The following is an 18,620-nucleotide window of genomic DNA, read 5'->3' as shown; positions in this document are numbered from 1 at the left end:
GGGCGCCCAAGAATACCGAAAGCGTTGGAAAAGTAACCAGGCCCTGCCGCGACGGCGTTCATCAATCGAGCCGTCAGCATCAGGGTCTGGAGGAGCCTCGACGGCGAAAATACCGATTTCGAATTGCGCCGCACTTCCGCCCTGCAAACTAGGCATAGGCGCCAGCGTGCGGCTAAAGTAGAGCATTTCTCGGAACGAGCCTCGTGTACATGAAAGTACTCCGCCCTGCCCTGCTGTCGCTCGCTATCGCCCTGGCCATGCCGGCCCTGGCGGACGACCTTCCCTCCCTGGGTGACGCCAGCTCGTCCATCGTCTCCCCGGAACAGGAATTCCAGCTCGGCCGCGCCTGGCTGAGCATGCTGCGCAACCAGGTCGACACGCTCAACGATCCGCAACTCAAGGACTACGTCGAATCCAGCGTCTACCGCCTGGCCGAGTCCAGCGAACTGCAGGACCACCGCCTCGCCTTCATCCTGATCCGCGACAAGCAGATCAACGCCTTCGCCGCTCCCGGCGGCGTGGTCGGCGTCAACGGCGGCCTGTTCATCTATGCCCAGACCGAAGGCGAGTACATCGCGGTACTGGCGCACGAACTCGGCCACCTGAGCCAGCGCCACTTCGCCCGTGGCATCGAAGCGCAGCAGCGCATGCAGATTCCGGTGATGGCCGCCATGCTCGCCGGTATCGTCGCCGCCGCGGCGGGCGCCGGTGACGCCGGTATCGCCGCCATCGCCGGCACGCAGGCCGCGGCCATCCAGAACCAGCTGCGCTTCTCCCGGCAGAACGAGCAGGAAGCCGACCGCGTCGGCGTTGCCACCATGGTTCGTGCCGGCTACGACCCGCGCTCCATGCCCAACATGTTCGAGCGTCTGGCCCGCCAGTACCGCTACGAAGGCAAGCCGCCGGAATTCCTGCTGACCCACCCGGTGACCGAATCGCGTATCGCCGACACCCGCAACCGCGCCGAGCAGTACCCCAAGGGCGGCAAGGAAGATTCGCTGCGCTACGAGCTGATGCGCGCCCGCGTGCAGCAGATGTTCGAGGACACGCCGGGCATGGCCAGCAAGCAGTTCCGCGCGCAGCTCGACGAAGACCCGAAGAATGACGCTGCCCGCTATGGCCTGGCCCTGTCGCAGACCAAGATCGGCCAGCTCAACGAAGCTCGCAGCAACCTCCAGCAATTGCTCGCCAAGGCGCCCAACGACATCAGCTACAACCTGGCGATGGCCGACGTGGATATCACCGCCAACAAGCTGCCCGACGCCCAGGCGCGAGTGCAGAAGATGCTCGGCCAGTATCCGGACAGCTACCCCCTGATCCAGGCCAACGCCGACCTCATGATGAAGACCAACCGCGCCGCGGATGCGGAGAAGACGCTGTTCAAGCTATCCCAGCGCCGCCCGCTGGACCCGGACGTATGGAACCGCCTGGCCGACGCCTGCACCCTGAGCGGCAACGCCATCGGCGTATACCAGGCACGTGCGGAGTACTACGCGCTCACCGGCGACTACAAGCAGGCGATCGAGCAACTGGACTTCGCCAAGCGTCGCGCCGGCGGCAACTTCACCCTGGCCGCGCGCCTGGATGCCCGCCAGCAGGAGTTCCGGGAACAGGAGCGCATCCTCAAGGAAATGATGGGCCGCTGAGCAGAACCTGTAGGAGGGAGCTTGCTCGCGAACCGCATAACACTGAACTCAGTGGGTAGTCTGTTCGCGAGCGAGCTCGCTCCTACAAAAAGCCACGAAAAAGCCCGGCAGATGCCGGGCTTTTTCATTCAGCAAACTGATCAGGCATTGCCCGCCAGTTTCAGCTTCGCCGCCTGGGTGAAGTCGAGCATGCGCTTGAGCGGCTTGATCGCCTTGGGAATCAGTGCCGGGTCGACGAAGATCTCTCCCGAACCTTCCTGCAGGCACGCCAGGGTGCGCTCCAGGGTGTTCATGGCCATCCACGGGCAGTGCGCACAGCTGCGGCAGGCTGCGCCGTTGCCGGCGGTGGGCGCCTCGATGAACTCCTTGTCCGGGCACAGCTGCTGCATCTTGTAGAAGATGCCGCGATCCGTGGCGACGATGAAGCGCTTGTTCGGCAGCGTCTGCGCGGCCTTGATCAGTTGGCTGGTGGAGCCCACGGCATCGGCCAGTTCCACCACGGCCTCCGGCGACTCCGGGTGCACCAGGATCGCGGCGTCCGGGTAGACCGCCTTGAGGTCTTCCAGCTGCTTGGCCTTGAACTCCTCGTGGACGATGCAGGCACCGTCCCAGAGCAGCATGTCGGCACCGGTCTCGCGCTGGATGTAGCGGCCCAGGTGCTGGTCCGGCGCCCAGAGGATCGGCTCGCCGTTGTCCATCAGGTGCTCGACGATCTCGACTGCGCAGCTGGACGTCACCACCCAGTCGGCGCGCGCCTTCACGGCGGCCGATGTGTTCGCATAGACCACCACGGTGCGTTCGGGATGCTGGTCGCAGAAAGCGGAGAACTCATCCACCGGGCAACCCAGGTCCAGCGAGCAGGTCGCTTCCAGGGTGGGCATCAGCACGCGTTTTTCCGGGTTGAGGATCTTCGCGGTCTCACCCATGAAGCGAACGCCGGCAACTACTACGGTCTGCGCCGAATGCTGGTTGCCGAAGCGGGCCATTTCCAGCGAGTCGGAAACGCAGCCGCCGGTCTCTTCGGCCAGCGCCTGGATGACCGGATCGCAGTAATAGTGCGCGACCAGCACGGCGTTCTGTGCCTTCAGCTCGGCGGCGATGGCCGCACGGTAGTCGGCCTCTTCCTGCTCGCTCAGCACCCGCGGCTGCTTCGCCGCCAGATGGGCCTGGACCAGCAGGCGTTCGGAAATCTGGGACATCGTGTGGAAACCTCAACAGGCACGGTCTGATTATGCTGGCGATTTTATCACCGCCTTCCCTTTCGCGATGCGACGTTGACGCCCGTACGGCGGACTTTTTCCGGCACATGGCAAAAGCCCCGTGACCTTTCGATCACGGGGCTTTCACAGGATTTTATGGTGGGTCGTGTAGGATTCGAACCTACGACCAATTGGTTAAAAGCCAACTGCTCTACCGACTGAGCTAACGACCCGACGTGGTGCGTATAATACTGATTTCTAACGTAAAAACAACACCCCACAAAAACTTTTTTCAGAAATAGCGCGTCGGGTCGGAAATTCCGGCCGCGACAAAGCCCTCGGAACGCAGGCGGCAGCTGTCGCATTTACCGCACGCGCGTCCGTCATCGTCGGCCTGATAGCAGGACACGGTAAGGCTGTAATCGACGCCTTGCGCGACGCCCGCCTCGATGATCTGCGCCTTGGAGAGGAACTGCAGCGGAGCCTGGATCCGGAAGCCGTCACCCTCCACCCCCGCCTTGGTCGCGAGGTTCGCCATGCGCTCGAACGCCTCGACGAACTCGGGGCGGCAATCCGGGTAGCCGGAGTAGTCCACGGCGTTCACACCGATGAAGATGTCGCGTGCACCCAGCACTTCAGCCCACCCCAGGGCAAGCGACAGGAACACCGTATTGCGCGCCGGCACGTAGGTCACCGGAATGCCTTCGCTGGGAGCCTCGGGAACCTCGATGCTGCTGTCGGTCAGGGCCGAGCCGCCGATTCCATTCAGATTGAGGCCGATCACCTTGTGCTCCACCACGCCCTGCTGCCGGGCGACGCGCTCGGCCGCATGCAGCTCGGCGCGGTGACGCTGGCCGTAGTCGAAGCTCATGGTGTAGCAGGCGTAGCCTTCCGCCTTGGCCAGGGCGACCACGGTCGCGGAGTCCAGGCCGCCGGAGAGCAGGATCACGGCTTTCTTGTCGCTCATGGTTTTCTTGTCAGACATATACAGGGTCTCCTCGGCGCTCAGTGGCCCGGCTCGTCGTTCCAGAGAATCTTGTGCAGCTGCAGTTGCAGGCGCACCGGCAGGTTGTCGCTGACGATCCAGTCGGCCAGCGCGCGCGCATCCACCTGGCGGTGGCTCGGCGAGAACAACACCTCACCGGCACGCTCTTCGAGGCGGTACTCGATCAGCTTGGAGACAGCCCAGTCGTAGTCCTCGCGGGAGCAGATGACGAACTTCACCTGGTCATTGGGAGTCAGCTCGCCAATATTCTCGTAGCGGTTGCGCGCGACTTCGCCGGAGCCAGGGGTCTTCAGGTCGAGGATGCGGCTGACGCGGCGGTCAGTACTGGAGATGTCCAGCGCACCGCTGGTTTCCAGCGACACCTCATAACCTGCGTCGCACAGTTGCTCGAGCAACGCAATGCAGTTGGGCTGGGCCAGCGGCTCGCCACCGGTCACGCAGACGTAGCGAGGACGGTACTGAGCGACCTGATCGAGGATGGCGTCGAGGGTCTGGATCTCGCCGCCGCTGAAGGCATAGGCGGTATCGCAGTAGTTGCAGCGCAGGGGACAGCCCGTCAGGCGTACGAACACGGTCGGCAAGCCGGCGGTGCGCGTTTCCCCCTGCAACGAGTAGAAGATCTCGGTAATGCGCAGGGTCTGTTGCATATCAGCCACGGGCGTGACGGCTGCACAGGCCATCCGCCTCCGTTGCGTTGGAGTCATGGGTGCGGGTGCACCCGGCAAACCTCGGAGCAAAGCAGACGTCAGCCGAGCTGAAACCACTAGCGCATCCGAGAGCGGCGGCGATTCTACCAGAAGTCCTGACACCCAGTCCGAAGGATCGAGGAATGGGAAACGAGCAACAGCGAGTCGTCACTTTCGGGTAATGCCGTCGGACTCGCGGAGTGCGCTCCGCGCGTGCGCCCGGCGCTGTTAGCTTTGCCAGGCCGGCCCCAGCGGACGGTTCAATGGCTGAAGGAGACGAGCATGTCGATTGCACACTTCCACGTTTACAAGGACACCCGCCATGAATGGCGCTGGCGATTCATCGCGAAGAACTCGCGGATCATTGCCGTCAGCTCGGAGAGCTACCACAACCTCACTGATTGCGAACACTCCATTGCCCTGGTGCAACACGGCTCCGAAGCGCCAATCCGCGGGGATGAGCACTACGCGCAACTGCGCAAGTAACGGAAGACGGCTATTTCGCGCCCAATAAAAAGCCCGCGACTGGCGCGGGCTTTTTATTGGCGAAACCTTACTTGAGATTCTTCAGGTCACGCTGGGACAACTGGGCGGCAGAAGTGCCCGGGTATTGGGCCACGACCTGCTGCAGGATGCCGCGAGCCTTGTCGTTATTACCAAGGCGACGCTCGACGTCGGCGAGCTTGTACAGCGAGTCCGGAACCTTGGCGCTGCTCGGGTAAGCCTGGCTGACCCGCGCAAAGGCCTGGCCAGCACCTTGCAGGTCGCCCTTGGCAAGGTTCACTTCGCCGAGCCAGTACTGCGCGTTGCCCGCGTACTGGCTGCTCGGGTACTTGCGCAGGAAGGCGCCGAATGCCTGGCTGGCCTTGTCGAAGTCCTTGGCCTTGATCAGGTCGAAGGCAGCGTCGTAGTAGAGCTTCTCTTTCGCCGGGTCGCCCGGCTCGCTGCTGGCAGCGGGCTGCTGTTGCTGGGCGGCGGCTACGCCTGCACCGGCGGCAGCTCCGGCATTGGCACCGGCAGCGGGGGAATTGGGTTGAACTGCAGCACCGGCCGCTCCTGCACCTGCACCGCTGGAAAGGCGGCTGTCGATGTCCTGGAAGCGCTCCTGGTTTTCCTGCTTCATCTGTTGGATCTGGTTCTGCTGCTCTTCGAGCATGCCGCGCAGACGGGACATCTCGTCCTGCATCTGCTGCAGCTGCATGAACAGCTGAGCCTGACCGGAGACGGGAGTAGTCATCCCGCCTCCGGCGTAGGCGCCATCAGCGCCTGCGGTGCCATAACCCGAGGGCGGCGTGCTGGCATAGCCACCATTGCCGTCCTGTACCGGAACCGCGGCTGCCGCCATGAGCGGCAGTCCGCACGCGATCAAGGTCAGAAAACGCAGGCGCATCGGCATCTCTTACTTCTTCAGCTCAACGCGACGGTTCTGGGCCCAGGACTGCTCGTCGTGGCCAGTGGCAACCGGACGCTCTTTGCCGTAGGAAACCAGTTCCAGCTGAGCCGGGGAAACGCCCTGCAGCACCAGGTAGCGCTGAACGGCCTTGGCACGACGCTCGCCCAGAGCCATGTTGTACTCGCGGGTGCCGCGCTCGTCGGTGTGACCTTCCAGGACTACGCGCTGGCCGGAACCTTTCAGGTCCTTGGCGTGTACGTCCAGGGCACGCATTGCTTCCGGCTTCAGGTCGGAGCTGTCGTACTCGAAGTAGAAGGTGGTGATAGCGCGCAGGGCGGCTTCGTCGCTCAGCGAGCCGTCAACGGCACCGCTGTTGGCGCCGTAGCCAGCGTTCGGATCAACGCCGCCATTGGCGCCTTCGCCAGTAGCATCGCCTTTCTTGGACGAACAGCCGACGGCAACAGCCATGGCGAGGGCGATAACGGCAAACTTGCCGAATTTCAGCATTTCCATCATGTAACTCCTAATGAACCCCAGTGTATAAGTTTGAAACAGTTGGCAACCGTCAGTTCAGGTAAGGGGACCAGGAAGGCTCTCGCACGTCGCCTTGAGCGGTGGGTAGCGGTAACCGAACACGTCCGTTGATGCTCACGAGCATCAACACGCCCCGGTCCTGCTGGCGGGTGGCGTATATTAGCATCGTGCCATTTGGCGCAACAGTGGGCGAGTCATCCAGGTTGGTGTTGGAAAGTACCCGGAGATTACCGCGCTGAAGGTCCTGCGCCGCGATCTGGAAGTTGGTGAAACCGTCCTGGCGGTGAACCATGACCAGGGTCTTTTCATCCGCCGAAAGTTTCGGGTTGGCGTTGTAGTTGCCGATGAAGGTCACGCGGTCGGTGGCGCCCGAGTTCACGTTCATCTTGTAAATCTGCGGTTTGCCGCCACGGTCCGAGGTGAAGTACAGCGTCGAGCCGTCCGCGCCCCAGAAGGGTTCGGTGTCGATCGCCGAGTTGTTGGTCAGGCGACGCAGCTGGCGGCTGCCCAGGTCCATCACGTAGATCTCCGGGTTGCCGTCGCGCGACAGCACGAAGGCCAGGCGGTTGCCGTCCGGCGAGAAGGCCGGGGCGCCGTTGAGGCCTTCGAAGTTGGAGATCTGCTCGCGGCGACCGGTGTCGACGTACTGCATGAAGATGCGCGGACGCTTCTGCTCGAACGACACATAGGCGATGCGACGGCCATCGGGGGAGAAACGCGGCGAGAGGATCGGCTCGCGCGATTGCAGCAGGGTCACCGGGCGCGCACCGTCATAGTCCGAGCGCTGCAGGGTGTAACGGGTGTTGTCCACCGAGAAGCGCTCCGCGGTCACGTAGAGCAGCTTGGTGGAGAACGCGCCCTTCACACCGGTGAGCTTCTCGAACGACTGGTCGGCGATGTAGTGCGACATGTCACGCAGCTGGTCGGTGGTGCCGCCCACGCTGCCGGTCAGGACCTGCTGCTGGGTCGCCACGTTGAGCAGGGCGTACTGGATCTGCAGGCGACCGCCGCTGGGCACGATGCTGCCGACCAGCACGTACTGCGCGCCGAGGGCCTGCCAGTCGCGGTAGATCACTTCGCTGGCCTGGGCCGGCTGGCTGATCATGTTCTGCCGTGGGATCGGCTCGAAGTAACCGGAGTTGCGCAGGTCGTTGCCGATGATGTTCGACATGTCTTCGGGCAGGACATTGCCGCCCTGCCAGCCGAACGGAACCACGGCGATCGGGACGGCCGAGTCACGACCGCTGGAGATCACCAGCGGGTCGGCGGCCTGCGCAGCGCCGGCCACCAGGGCCAGTGCGAAGAGCGCGAAGCGAATCAGGGTACTCACAGATCTAAATCCTCCGGTTTGAAGACCATTCGGCGCTGACGATACAGGCTATCGAAAGTGGCGCGATCCAGATTTTGCAGTTCGGGAATACGGCCCACGTTTTTGACCGCGGCCACCGCCGAATCGTCGAACGGTTTGTCACCGCTGGAGCGGGTCACGCTCACATTGGTGATGGCGCCGCTCGGCAGCATCTGAATCAGCACTTCTACGCTCATTCCGTTACGAGCTGAAGGAGGACGGTTCCACTGCTGGCTCACCAGGCTGACGATCAGATCGTCGAAGTTGCCCGCCACCTCATTACCTTGCTCATCGGCCAGGGCCTGCTGGCGCTGCGGGGTGTCCGACAGCAGTTCAGCGAGGGCCTGGGCCTTCTTGTCTTCCTGCGCCTTGCGGGCTGCGGCAGCGGCCGAAGCGGCAGCCTTCTTCTTCGCAGCCTCGACCGCGGCAGCCTTCTTCTTGGCTTCGTCCGCGGCAGCTTTTTTCTTCGCGTCCTCGGCGGCCTTCTTCTTGGCCTCCTCGGCAGCCTTCTTCTTAGCCTCTTCAGCGGCCTCTTTCTTGGCCTCTTCCTCGGCTTTCTTCTTGGCGATGTCCGCCTGCTGTTTCTGCTCGGCGGCCTTGGCCTCGGCCGCTTTCTTGGCGGCTGCAGCGGCGTCCGCCGCCTTCTTGGCGTCGTCGGCCTTCTTGGCTTCTGCGGCCTTCTCGGCGGCATCAGCAGCCTTTTGAGCGGCGTCGGCCTTCTTTTGTTCCTCGGCCTTCGCAGCAGCCAATGCCTGCTGCTCGGCCTTCTTCTGCTCGAGCTGCTCCTGCTCGTATTGCTTGGCCGCGGTCTTCTTCGACTCGCCGGCTATCTTCTGGTTGGTCTGCTGGGTCGCCTGGCTCTTGGATTTGAGCTGGTACAGGGTGGCCTGGACGATCGGCCGCGACGGCGGCAGTTCAGGCGTGCTGGCCCAGCTGACGAACAGCATGGCGAAGATCAGCACATGCAGCGCCACGGCCAGGACAGTGGGCCAGAAGTAGCCTTCCGATTGAGAGCGCTCGAGCTGGTGCATCAACTACCTGGTGCCTCGGTAATCAGACCGACGTTACCGACTCCGGCTTTCTGCAGGCCGCCCATGACGGCCATGACCGAGCCATAGTCGACTGCCTTGTCGCCCCGGACGAAGACCTGGACTTTCTTACCCTGGCGGCTGTTCTCGGCCATGATGCCGGAAGCGGCGCTGACCAGCTGGTCCAGCGACACGGCGGTCTGGCTGGCCTTGCCCTGGTCCGGGTCCACTTCCGAGCCCATGTTCCAGTAGTAGGTCTTGTCGGCCTTGATGGAGATGGTGAGCACGCGGGAATCGTTATCCTGCGGCAGCGCTTCGCTGGAAACCTTGGGCAGGTCGACCTTGACGCCCTGGTTGAGCATGGGCGCGGTCACCATGAAAATGACCAGCAGTACCAACATCACGTCGATGTAGGGCACCACGTTCATTTCCGCGACCGGCTTGCGCTTGTGACGAACTCTTGCCATGACGGCTTACCTCTTGGTCGTCGATCAATCGTCGCTGGTGTGCACTTTGCGGTGCAGGATCGCCTGGAACTCGTCGGCGAAGGTGTAGTAGCGGCCGATGAGCATTTCCGAGCGGGCGGCGAAACGGTTGTAGGCGATGACCGCGGGGATGGCCGCGAACAGGCCGATGGCGGTGGCGATCAGTGCTTCGGCGATGCCCGGCGCCACGGTGGCGAGGGTGGCCTGCTGCACGGTGGCCAGGCCACGGAAGGAGTTCATGATGCCCCAGACGGTGCCGAACAGGCCGATGTACGGGCTGGTGGAACCGACGGTGGCGAGGAATGGCAGGCTGGTTTCCAGCTTCTCTTCCTCACGGGAAATGGCGACGCGCATGGCGCGGGAAACGCCTTCCATCACCGCATCCGGGTCGACGCCGGCCTGCTGGCGCAGACGCGAGAATTCCTTGAAGCCGGCACGGAAGATCTGCTCGACCCCCGAATCCGGATCGGGGTTGCTGCCCGCCTGGCGATAGAGCTTGGACAGGTCGATGCCCGACCAGAAGCGCTCTTCGAAGGTTTCCAGGGCCTTCTTCGCCGAGCGCATCATGTTGCTGCGCTGGAAAATCATGATCCAGGAAGTGACCGATGCGGCCACCAGGGTCAGCATCACCAGCTGTACCACGACGCTGGCGTTACTGATCAAGCTCCACATGGAAGTATGGTCGACGACGTTCGGTTCCACGTTAATCTCCTGCTGAAAGGGTGTCCGGACTGCCGGCAAATGCCGCACGCAACACATCTGGGATAGCGCGGGGTTTCAAGGTGTCCGCCCGCACGCACGCCACTAGGAATCGCCCCTCGCAGAGCAAGGTCGAATCCGACGCCCGTCGAACCTGTTGACGAAACTTCAGGCTCGCACGGTTCAACTCCTCCACCTCGGCGCTGACGAGCAGTTCGTCGTCCAGGCGGGCCGGCGCGTGATAGCGCGCCTCGGCCGAGTGAACGACGAAAAGCAGGTTCTCCCCCGCCAGCTGCGACTGGGCAAAGCCCAGGTCACGCAGCCGCTCGGTACGAGCCCGCTCCATGAACTTGAGGTAGTTGACGTAGTAGACGATGCCGCCGGCATCGGTGTCCTCGTAATAGACCCGATACCGCTGCTGGAACGGCTGACCCCCGTGTTGCGCGCGCATACTCTAGAACCAAGTAGAGACTTTGCCAATCGGCAATCGTCTACAAATGCAATTAATTACCATCTTCAGGGGCAAACAGATCCGGCGTTGCCCCCTCCCCCATCCGCTTCGGCACATTCAGGCCGAAATGCAGGTACGCATGCCGGGTCACGACACGGCCCCGCGGTGTGCGCATGATATAGCCTTGCTGGATCAGATAGGGCTCCAGCACGTCTTCAATCGTGTGCCTTTCTTCGCTGATGGCCGCCGCCAGGTTGTCGATCCCCACCGGGCCACCGTCGAACTTGTCGATCATGGTCAGCAGCAGGCGGCGGTCCTGGTGATCGAAGCCTCTTTCATCCACGTCCAGCAGGTTCAGTGCCTTGTCGGCGATGTCGCTGCTGATGTGCCCGGTGCCACGCACCTCGGCGAAATCCCGCACGCGGCGCAGCAGCCGGTTGGCGATGCGCGGCGTTCCGCGGGCGCGCCGGGCAATCTCGTAGGCCCCCGCCGGCTCGATCTCCAGACCCAGGATGCCCGCCGAACGGGCGACGATGCTGGACAGGTCGTCCACACCGTAGAACTCCAGACGCTGCACGATACCGAAGCGGTCACGCAGCGGGTTGGTCAGCATGCCGGCGCGGGTAGTCGCGCCAACCAGGGTGAAGGGCGGCAGGTCGAGCTTGATCGAGCGCGCAGCCGGGCCCTCGCCGATCATGATATCCAGCTGGAAGTCTTCCATGGCCGGATACAGGACTTCTTCGACGATGGGCGACAGGCGATGGATCTCGTCCACGAACAGCACGTCGTTGGGTTCGAGATTGGTGAGGATCGCCGCCAGGTCGCCGGGGCGCTCCAGTACCGGCCCGGAAGTGCTCTTGATCGAGACGCCCATCTCCTGGGCGATGATGTTCGCCAGGGTGGTCTTGCCCAGGCCGGGCGGGCCGAAGATCAGCGTGTGGTCGAGGGCCTCCTGGCGCCCTCGGGCCGCCTGGATGAACAGCTCCATCTGCTCGCGCACCACGGGCTGGCCGACGTAGTCCGCCAGCTTGAGCGGGCGGATGGCACGGTCGAACTGCTCTTCGCGGTCGCGACTGGTGGCGGAGGAAATCAGGCGATCGGCTTCGATCATCAATCTTTACCTAGACCATGCCCTTGAGGGAACGGCGGATGAGTTCTTCGCTGGACAAGCCTTCCTCCTGCACGGCGGCCACGGCGCGGCTCGCCTCCTGGGGTTTGAAGCCCAGCGCGATCAGTGCGCTGACTGCATCGGACTCGGCGCTTGAGACTGTGGCAACCAGCCTGGGTTCCACCACCAGCGGTGCGATGGAGGGAATATTCTCCCACGCCTTGAAGCGATCCTTGAGCTCCACCAGCAGGCGCTCGGCGGTTTTCTTGCCGACGCCGGGAATCTTCACCAGGGTGGAAGTATCCTGCGCCTGCACGCAACGCACCAGTTCATCGACTTCCAGACCCGACATCAACGCCAGCGCCAGCTTCGGCCCCACGCCATTGAGGCGGATCAGCTCGCGGAACAGCTCGCGCTCGCGCTTCTCGGCAAAGCCGTAGAGCAGGTGGGCATCCTCGCGCACCACCAGATGGGTGTGCAGGGTCACCGGCTCACCCAGGCTCGGCAGGCGGTACAGGGTGGTCATCGGCACTTCCAGCTCGTAGCCCACGCCATTCACGTCGACGATCAGGTGCGGCGGCTGTTTTTCCGCCAGGGTGCCACGCAGGCGTCCAATCACGGGTGTTTGTCCTTGCTCAAAGTTTTTCCGGATATCACAGGCGCAGGCGACCGCCACGACGGCGCGCGCCGACCAGGCCGTGCGGCACCAGGCTCTGCCGGGTGTGCGCGTGGCACAGGGCGATAGCCAGGGCGTCGGAAGCGTCGATCTGCGGTTTCTGCGTAAGCTTCAGCAGGTGCATGACCATCATCTGCACCTGCTGCTTGTCGGCACCGCCAGTCCCGGCAATGGCCTGCTTGACCTGGCTGGCGGTGTACTCGGCGATCTGCAACCCCTCTTCCGCCGCCGCGACTATGGCCGCGCCGCGCGCCTGGCCCAGCTTCAGCGCCGAGTCGGCGTTGCGCGCCATGAACACCTGCTCGATGCCCATCATGGTCGGCCGGTAGGTCTGGATGACCTCGCGCACGCCGCGAAAGACGATCTGCAGGCGCTCGAACAGCTCGCCGTTGCCGGTACGGATGCAGCCCGACGCCACGTATTCGCAGCCGCGGCCGGTGTCGCGCACCACGCCGAAGCCGGTAATCCGTGAGCCTGGGTCGATGCCGAGAATCAGGGTCATGTCCGTCCGATCGAACCTTCTGCAACGCGCATTTCAGATAACAAAAACCGGAAGCGGGAGGCGCCGCTGACGACCACTCCCGCTTCCGGCTTCGCAGATCGCCGGCGGAGGATCAGCCCAGCTGGGCCATCACCTCGTCCGGGATTTCCGCATTGGAGTAGACGTTCTGCACGTCGTCCAGGTCTTCGAGCATGTCGATCAGCTTGAGGACCTTCTGCGCGGTATCCAGATCCAGAGTCGCGGTGGTCGACGGGATCATGGTGATCTCGGCTTCCTCGCCCTTGAACCCGGCTTCGGTCAGCGCTTCGTTGACAGAGATGAAGTCGGCGAAGGTGGTGAAGACATCGATGGAGCCGTCGTCATTGACCACCACGTCGTCCGCGCCGGCTTCCAGCGCGGCGTCCATCAACGCTTCCTCGTTCACGCCCGGCGCGTAGCTGATCTGGCCCTTGCGCTCGAACATGTAAGCAACCGAACCGTCGGTACCCAGGTTGCCACCGCACTTGCTGAAGGCGTGACGCACTTCGGCCGCGGTGCGGTTGCGGTTGTCGGTCATGGCCTCGACGATGATCGCCACGCCGCTGGGCGCGTAACCTTCGTAGGTCAGCTCGGCCATGTTGTCGGCTTCGCTGGACCCGACGCCGCGCTGGATGGCGCGATCGATGGTGTCACGGGTCATGTTGGCGGTCAGCGCCTTGTCCACGGCCAGGCGCAGACGCGGGTTATCCGCCGGCACCCCGCCGCCCTGCTTGGCGGCGACGGTCAGCTCACGAATGAGCTTGGTGAATATCTTGCCCTTCTTGGCGTCCTGACGTTCCTTGCGGTGCTTGATGTTGGCCCATTTGGAATGACCAGCCATAACTCACTCCGTATCGCTTGTTTGCTTCGCGTGTGGCGCCCGCATCCGAGCGCCACAGCAATCTGGATCGACTTACTCGGCGGCCTTCTGCTGCTCGCGCAAACGGATATTCAGCTCGCGCAGGGCCTTGGCATCCACAGTGCCCGGAGCCTGGGTCATGACGTCGCCGGCACTCTGGGTTTTCGGGAAGGCGATGACTTCGCGGATCGAGGCCGCGCCGGTCATCAGCATCACCAGACGATCCAGGCCGAAGGCCAGGCCACCGTGCGGCGGCGCGCCGTACTTGAGGGCGTCGAGGAGGAAGCCGAACTTCTCTTCCTGCTCCGCATCGTCGATGCCCAGCACGCGGAACACCGCCTGCTGCATGGCCTTGTCGTGGATACGGATGGAACCGCCGCCCAGCTCGGTGCCGTTGAGCACCATGTCGTAGGCACGGGAGAGCTTGCCGGCCGGGTTGGCTTCCAGCTCTTCCGGGGTGCACTTGGGCGCGGTGAACGGGTGGTGCAGGGAAGTCAGGCTGCCGTCGTCGTTCTCTTCGAACATCGGGAAGTCCACGACCCACATCGGTGCCCACTCCTTGGTGAGCAGGTTGAGGTCATGGCCGACCTTGATGCGCAGAGCGCCCAGCGCGTCGCAGACGATCTTGGCCTTGTCGGCGCCGAAGAACACGATGTCGCCATCGACCGCACCGACGCGATCGAGGATCACGTTCAGGTTCGGCTCGGCGATGTTCTTCACGATCGGCGATTGCAGGCCTTCCACGCCCTTGGCGCGCTCGTTGACCTTGATGTAGGCCAGGCCCTTTGCGCCGTAGATGCCGACGAACTTGGTGTAGTCGTCGATCTGCTTGCGCGGCATGCTCGCACCGCCGGGAACGCGCAGGGCGGCAACGCGGCCCTTGGGATCGTTGGCCGGACCGGAGAAGACCTTGAATTCGACGTCCTTGAGCTGATCGGCCACGTCAACCAGTTCCAGCGGGATGCGCAGGTCAGGCTTGTCGGAACCGTAGCGGCGCATGGCCTCTTCGAACGGCATGTGCGGGAATTCGTCGAACTCGACGTTCAGCACTTCCTTGAACAGCTGGCGAACCATCTTCTCGGTGATCTCGATGATGTCGCTTTCTTCGAGGAAGCTGGTCTCGATGTCGATCTGGGTGAATTCCGGCTGGCGGTCGGCACGCAGGTCTTCGTCGCGGAAGCACTTGGCGATCTGGTAGTAACGGTCGAAGCCGGCCACCATCAGCAGCTGCTTGAACAGCTGGGGCGACTGCGGCAGGGCGAAGAAGTGACCCGGGTAGGTACGGCTCGGGACCAGGTAGTCGCGCGCGCCTTCCGGAGTCGGGCGACCGAGGATCGGGGTTTCCACGTCGAGGAAGCCGTTGTCGTCGAGGTAGCGGCGGATGCTGCTGGTGATGCGCGCGCGCAGCTTCAGCTTGGCGGCCATCTCCGGGCGACGCAGGTCGATGAAGCGGTAGCGCAGGCGGGTTTCCTCGCCCACGTCGGAGTATTCGTCCAGCGGGAACGGCGGGGTCTCGGCCTGGTTCAGCACTTCCAGCTCGTGGCCCAGGACTTCGATAGCGCCGGAAGCCATGTTGGCGTTGCGCGCGCCCTCAGGGCGCAGGCGCACCTTGCCGGTGATCTTCACCACGTACTCGCTGCGCACGCGGTCGGCCTTGGCGAAGGTCTCGACGCGATCCGGGTCGAACACCACCTGGGCAAGGCCCTCGCGATCGCGCACGTCGAGGAAAATCACCCCGCCGTGGTCGCGGCGACGGTGTACCCAACCGCAAAGAGTGACTACCTGGCCGTCCAGGCTCTCGTTCAACTGGCCGCAATAGTGGCTGCGCATCATGGTGTGTTTCGCTTCTCGAAAGTCTTGAATTCTAGGGAACCGCTCATTCGCTGGCGGAGCAGCCGCCACCACCGCAACCGGTGGCCGGACAGGCCGCAGGAGCATCGCCGGAGGCGAGATTCTTCTTCGCTCCGGTCTTGAAGTCGGTCTCGTACCAACCGCTGCCGCCCAGGCGGAAACCCGGAGCCGACAACATCTTCTTCAATTCGGGAGCCTTGCAGGCCGGACAATCGACCAACGGCGCATCGCTGATCTTCTGCAGCGATTCCAGCTGATGCGCGCAGGACTGGCACTGGTACTCGTAAATCGGCATGGGACACCTTGACTGATCACACTGCCACGGGCCCGCATCCCGCGGCAAAGACGCGGATTATAGCCTGAAAAATCCGCAGGTTGCAGCCAGGCTCAGGCGACGCGAAGCCGGCCAGGCGCGCAACCTTTCAATAGAAAAACCTAATCAATTGCCTTGATATAGACCAAGAGCTTCGCCCCCACCCCGGTGCTAGCCTCGACTCCAACGCTTTTGAATCACCATGCCAACGATGAGGAGATCGCCATGGAAATCAACATCGGAATCGCCGAGCAGGATCGCGCCGCCATCGCCGAAGGCCTGTCCCGACTATTGGCCGACACCTACACGCTGTACCTGAAGACCCACAATTTCCACTGGAACGTCACCGGGCCGATGTTCAACACCCTGCACCTGATGTTCGAGGGGCAGTACAACGAACTGGCCCTGGCGGTGGACAGCATCGCCGAGCGCATTCGCGCCCTGGGCTTTCCGGCGCCGGGCACCTATGCCGCGTACGCGCGCCTGTCCTCGATCAAGGAAGAGGAAGGCGTACCGGACGCCCAGGAGATTATCCGCCTGCTGGCGCAAGGCCAGGAAGCCGTGGTACGAACCGCGCGAAGCATCTTCCCGCTGGCTGACAAGGTTGCCGACGAGCCGACCGCCGACCTGCTGACCCAGCGCATGCAGGTGCACGAGAAGACCGCGTGGATGCTGCGCAGCCTGCTAGCCGAGTGATCCCTCCTTCTATAAGGAAGCCCGCCGCCCGGCGGGTTTCCTTCCCCCTACGAATGGCCTAAGCGGTTGATTTGAGAAGGCAAGTGGTTTGCTGTTAAATAACCGCCGTGCGCTCCGCGCATAGGCCGTCCGACACGCTTTCATTTTCTTATCCGGCGTGGAACCTGGCGACGGCTGCTTCTTTGTTTCGTTACCCGCCCAAGGTGAATCCATAGCCATGCTCAAGATCGTCCACCTCGTGACGGGCGTCGCCGCACTCGTGTTGTCCCTTATCCCGAGCCTGCGCAGCGATGCCCTGCCCTACCTGCAACAAAGCGATGCCATCTACCTAGCCCTGCTGGGCCTGACCAGCCTCCTGCTGGCCCCGAGCAGTAACCTGAAACAGCCTTCAGCCCTGCAAGGCCTGGCCACCGCCCTGGTGGTGCTGGCCGTGGTCCTGCAGGTGCTTATCCTGCTGGCCCCACTGCCCTTCATCGGCGAGCAGCCGGCCATCGTGCTGCCGCTGCTGAGCCTGACCGGCGCAGTGGTGCTGCAATGGATCGCCAGCGTCGGCAAGGCAAGCCCCGCCCACCCGCTCTCCACCGAGACCTTCCTCGGCGAGAACCGCGAGACCGGCACCGTGAAGTGGTTCAACACCTCCAAGGGTTTCGGCTTCATCTCCCGCGACTCCGGCGAGGACATCTTCGTCCACTTCCGCGCCATCCGCGGCGAGGGCCACCGCATCCTGATCGAAGGCCAGCGCGTGGAGTTTTCGGTCGTCCAGCGTGACAAGGGGTTGCAGGCAGAGGATGTGATCGCTGCGCTGCCCAATCGGCGCTGAGCGTTACGCCCATGAAAAAGCCCGCCGATTGGCGGGCTTTTTCATGGGCGCATCACTTTCATGCACACGCTCAATAGTGCGGAGGCGGTGCCTCGTCATCCGCAATACCAACCTGACCCTGCAGGTCTTCCAGACGCTTGAGCAGCGCCTGCATCTGCAGGCGCAGGCGCTCGATCACACGCTCCTGCTCATAGACCACATCGCTCAGGGTCTGCAGCGCATCGTCCTGGAAGGCCAGGCGGCTTTCCAGGTCGGTCACCCGGTTTTCCAGATCCATCACTCACTCCTGGCTGAAGCGAAAGCCGTCGCCCAGCGCCATTCTCAGCTTCTCGCGCACCCACGCCAGCTCCTCCTCTTTATAAGGAACGGCAGGATGCTTGCCCCAGACCGGGCCCGGCCACGCGACATCATCCTGCTTGCGCACGATCACGTGCACATGCAACTGACTCACGACGTTGCCGAGATTGGCCACGTTCATCTTGTCTGCATCGAAAGTATCCTTGAGCACCTCCGCCAGTTGAGTCGCTTCGCGCCACAACTGCTGCTGATCGGCGGAGTCCAGCTGGAAGATTTCACTGACGTCCTCGCGACGCGGGACCAGAATGAACCACGGATACTGTGAATCGTTCATCAGCAGCAGGCTGCTGAGCGGGAAATCACCCAGCGCGACGGTGTCCTGCCGGAGGCGGGAATCCAGGGCGAACATAAAGACCTCTCCTGTTCGACGAGCCTTGTTTAAGCCTAGCCCCACACCAGGCCGAAGGGCGCGAAGAATACTAGAGAGACCCGCAGTCGAACATGCCCGGCCGACGCCTCTTCCCGGAGCACGCCACTCCGAGTGCCGCACCAGGATCGCGCATGACGCGGATTGGCATATCCCGACAACAGGTGCGTGCAGGAATCCGCACGGCAACCCACGGCATCAGCGGCGAAAAATCGATTAAACAGCCCGAAATACGGGATGCTGGAAAACGACATCCGTGCTCGTTGATGTTGCAAATTGCCAACAGAAACCGTGAAATGCGTCATCGCGTCGCAAGACGGACGCTGTGAAGGCAGCTCCGAGCATTTGTGCACGGTTGTTGCTAGAGGCAAGGACAGCGCACCGACGGCCACCCCGGATGAAGAAGTGGACGCGGAGCGGGAAACTTATGAAGTGGTCAATGGAATAGAGAACCACAGGGACTGAAGCATCAATGAAGCAATCAGAGCGCAATCTCTTTTTGCAACATGAGAACTGCTTGAATGCGACATTCGTCATGCAGCTTTGCGACAGCCCCGTAAAGATTCTGTGTGTTCATT

At 63.0% G+C, this 18,620-nt stretch carries 23 protein-coding genes and 1 tRNA gene; 5 read left to right on the top strand and 19 right to left on the bottom strand.

The genetic code is table 11. From position 1 onward, the window contains the following. Positions 1-209: 209 nt before the first annotated feature. Positions 210-1,646, top strand: a complete 1,437-nt coding sequence (locus tag ACCC94_RS03975; RefSeq protein ID WP_413348119.1) for a M48 family metalloprotease — start codon at positions 210-212, stop codon at positions 1,644-1,646. 140 nt (positions 1,647-1,786) lie between these two features. On the opposite strand, the gene nadA is transcribed toward ACCC94_RS03975, so the two are convergent. From nadA to queE, 4 genes are all read right to left on the bottom strand, one after another. Next, a complete protein-coding gene (gene nadA, locus ACCC94_RS03970) occupies positions 1,787-2,845 on the bottom strand; it encodes a quinolinate synthase NadA (RefSeq protein ID WP_413348118.1) in 1,059 nt (352 codons plus the stop codon). A 157-nt stretch (positions 2,846-3,002) separates the two neighbouring features. Then, positions 3,003-3,078 (bottom strand) — tRNA-Lys (locus ACCC94_RS03965). A gap of 59 nt (positions 3,079-3,137) precedes the next feature. Beyond that, complete coding sequence (queC, locus tag ACCC94_RS03960; RefSeq protein ID WP_413348136.1) at positions 3,138-3,812, bottom strand: 7-cyano-7-deazaguanine synthase QueC; 675 nt, start codon at positions 3,810-3,812, stop codon at positions 3,138-3,140. A gap of 38 nt (positions 3,813-3,850) precedes the next feature. Then, entirely contained in the window at positions 3,851-4,498 is a 648-nt protein-coding gene (gene queE, locus ACCC94_RS03955; protein WP_413348117.1) for a 7-carboxy-7-deazaguanine synthase QueE, read from the bottom strand. Between the two features lie 321 nt (positions 4,499-4,819). On the opposite strand from queE, the gene ACCC94_RS03950 reads away from it, so the two are divergent. Then, the gene (locus ACCC94_RS03950; RefSeq protein ID WP_413348116.1) at positions 4,820-5,023 is read left to right on the top strand and encodes a YegP family protein; all 204 of its coding nucleotides are present in this window, start codon (positions 4,820-4,822) and stop codon (positions 5,021-5,023) included. Between the two features lie 67 nt (positions 5,024-5,090). Here ACCC94_RS03950 and ybgF read toward each other — a convergent pair whose 3' ends face one another. From ybgF to ACCC94_RS03885, 13 genes are all read right to left on the bottom strand, one after another. Continuing rightward, positions 5,091-5,933, bottom strand: a complete 843-nt coding sequence (gene ybgF, locus ACCC94_RS03945; RefSeq protein WP_413348115.1) for a tol-pal system protein YbgF — start codon at positions 5,931-5,933, stop codon at positions 5,091-5,093. Positions 5,934-5,936: 3 nt separating this feature from the next. Then, complete coding sequence (gene pal / locus ACCC94_RS03940) at positions 5,937-6,443, bottom strand: peptidoglycan-associated lipoprotein Pal (RefSeq protein ID WP_017522099.1); 507 nt, start codon at positions 6,441-6,443, stop codon at positions 5,937-5,939. Positions 6,444-6,495: 52 nt separating this feature from the next. Then, entirely contained in the window at positions 6,496-7,794 is a 1,299-nt protein-coding gene (gene tolB, locus ACCC94_RS03935; protein WP_413348114.1) for a Tol-Pal system beta propeller repeat protein TolB, read from the bottom strand. Beyond that, complete coding sequence (tolA, locus tag ACCC94_RS03930) at positions 7,791-8,846, bottom strand: cell envelope integrity protein TolA (RefSeq protein ID WP_413348113.1); 1,056 nt, start codon at positions 8,844-8,846, stop codon at positions 7,791-7,793. Before tolA ends, tolB begins: the two co-directional genes overlap by 4 nt. Next, positions 8,843-9,307, bottom strand: a complete 465-nt coding sequence (gene tolR, locus ACCC94_RS03925; protein WP_413348112.1) for a protein TolR — start codon at positions 9,305-9,307, stop codon at positions 8,843-8,845. Before tolR ends, tolA begins: the two co-directional genes overlap by 4 nt. Positions 9,308-9,331: 24 nt before the next feature. Further along, the gene (gene tolQ / locus ACCC94_RS03920; RefSeq protein ID WP_045210353.1) at positions 9,332-10,027 is read right to left on the bottom strand and encodes a protein TolQ; all 696 of its coding nucleotides are present in this window, start codon (positions 10,025-10,027) and stop codon (positions 9,332-9,334) included. A 1-nt stretch (position 10,028) separates the two neighbouring features. Continuing rightward, positions 10,029-10,475 carry a tol-pal system-associated acyl-CoA thioesterase gene (ybgC, locus tag ACCC94_RS03915; protein ID WP_015478279.1) on the bottom strand — a complete coding sequence of 149 codons (447 nt, stop codon included), beginning with the start codon at positions 10,473-10,475 and terminating at the stop codon, positions 10,029-10,031. A 52-nt stretch (positions 10,476-10,527) separates the two neighbouring features. Beyond that, positions 10,528-11,586 (bottom strand): Holliday junction branch migration DNA helicase RuvB, encoded by a 1,059-nt coding sequence (gene ruvB / locus ACCC94_RS03910; protein ID WP_413348111.1) that lies wholly within the window; start codon positions 11,584-11,586, stop codon positions 10,528-10,530. A 10-nt stretch (positions 11,587-11,596) separates the two neighbouring features. Further along, positions 11,597-12,202 carry a Holliday junction branch migration protein RuvA gene (ruvA, locus tag ACCC94_RS03905; RefSeq protein WP_413348110.1) on the bottom strand — a complete coding sequence of 202 codons (606 nt, stop codon included), beginning with the start codon at positions 12,200-12,202 and terminating at the stop codon, positions 11,597-11,599. Positions 12,203-12,236: 34 nt separating this feature from the next. Further along, positions 12,237-12,761, bottom strand: coding sequence for a crossover junction endodeoxyribonuclease RuvC (gene ruvC, locus ACCC94_RS03900; protein ID WP_371234036.1), 525 nt, complete (start codon positions 12,759-12,761; stop codon positions 12,237-12,239). Between the two features lie 112 nt (positions 12,762-12,873). Next, on the bottom strand, positions 12,874-13,620 hold the full coding sequence (locus tag ACCC94_RS03895) for a YebC/PmpR family DNA-binding transcriptional regulator (RefSeq protein ID WP_413348109.1): 747 nt from the start codon (positions 13,618-13,620) through the stop codon (positions 12,874-12,876). A gap of 72 nt (positions 13,621-13,692) precedes the next feature. Continuing rightward, complete coding sequence (aspS, locus tag ACCC94_RS03890; RefSeq protein ID WP_413348108.1) at positions 13,693-15,471, bottom strand: aspartate--tRNA ligase; 1,779 nt, start codon at positions 15,469-15,471, stop codon at positions 13,693-13,695. 43 nt (positions 15,472-15,514) lie between these two features. After that, entirely contained in the window at positions 15,515-15,784 is a 270-nt protein-coding gene (locus tag ACCC94_RS03885) for an FmdB family zinc ribbon protein (protein WP_015478285.1), read from the bottom strand. Between the two features lie 243 nt (positions 15,785-16,027). On the opposite strand from ACCC94_RS03885, the gene ACCC94_RS03880 reads away from it, so the two are divergent. Together ACCC94_RS03880 and ACCC94_RS03875 are read left to right on the top strand one after the other, a co-directional pair. Then, a complete protein-coding gene (locus tag ACCC94_RS03880; protein WP_413348107.1) occupies positions 16,028-16,498 on the top strand; it encodes a Dps family protein in 471 nt (156 codons plus the stop codon). Positions 16,499-16,715: 217 nt separating this feature from the next. After that, positions 16,716-17,318, top strand: a complete 603-nt coding sequence (locus ACCC94_RS03875; RefSeq protein ID WP_413348106.1) for a cold shock domain-containing protein membrane protein — start codon at positions 16,716-16,718, stop codon at positions 17,316-17,318. 70 nt (positions 17,319-17,388) lie between these two features. On the opposite strand, the gene ACCC94_RS03870 is transcribed toward ACCC94_RS03875, so the two are convergent. Then, a complete protein-coding gene (locus ACCC94_RS03870; RefSeq protein ID WP_413348105.1) occupies positions 17,389-17,595 on the bottom strand; it encodes a SlyX family protein in 207 nt (68 codons plus the stop codon). 3 nt (positions 17,596-17,598) lie between these two features. Next, on the bottom strand, positions 17,599-18,024 hold the full coding sequence (locus ACCC94_RS03865) for an HIT family protein (protein WP_413348104.1): 426 nt from the start codon (positions 18,022-18,024) through the stop codon (positions 17,599-17,601). Between the two features lie 152 nt (positions 18,025-18,176). Between ACCC94_RS03865 and ACCC94_RS03860 the strand changes: the two genes are divergently transcribed. Then, complete coding sequence (locus tag ACCC94_RS03860; RefSeq protein ID WP_413348103.1) at positions 18,177-18,371, top strand: hypothetical protein; 195 nt, start codon at positions 18,177-18,179, stop codon at positions 18,369-18,371. The last annotated feature ends 249 nt before the right edge of the window (positions 18,372-18,620 follow it).

Origin of the sequence: Pseudomonas sp. Pseusp97 (assembly GCF_047304025.1) — a bacterium.
Lineage (GTDB): Bacteria > Pseudomonadota > Gammaproteobacteria > Pseudomonadales > Pseudomonadaceae > Pseudomonas.
This window is presented reverse-complemented; position numbering and strand designations above follow the sequence as displayed.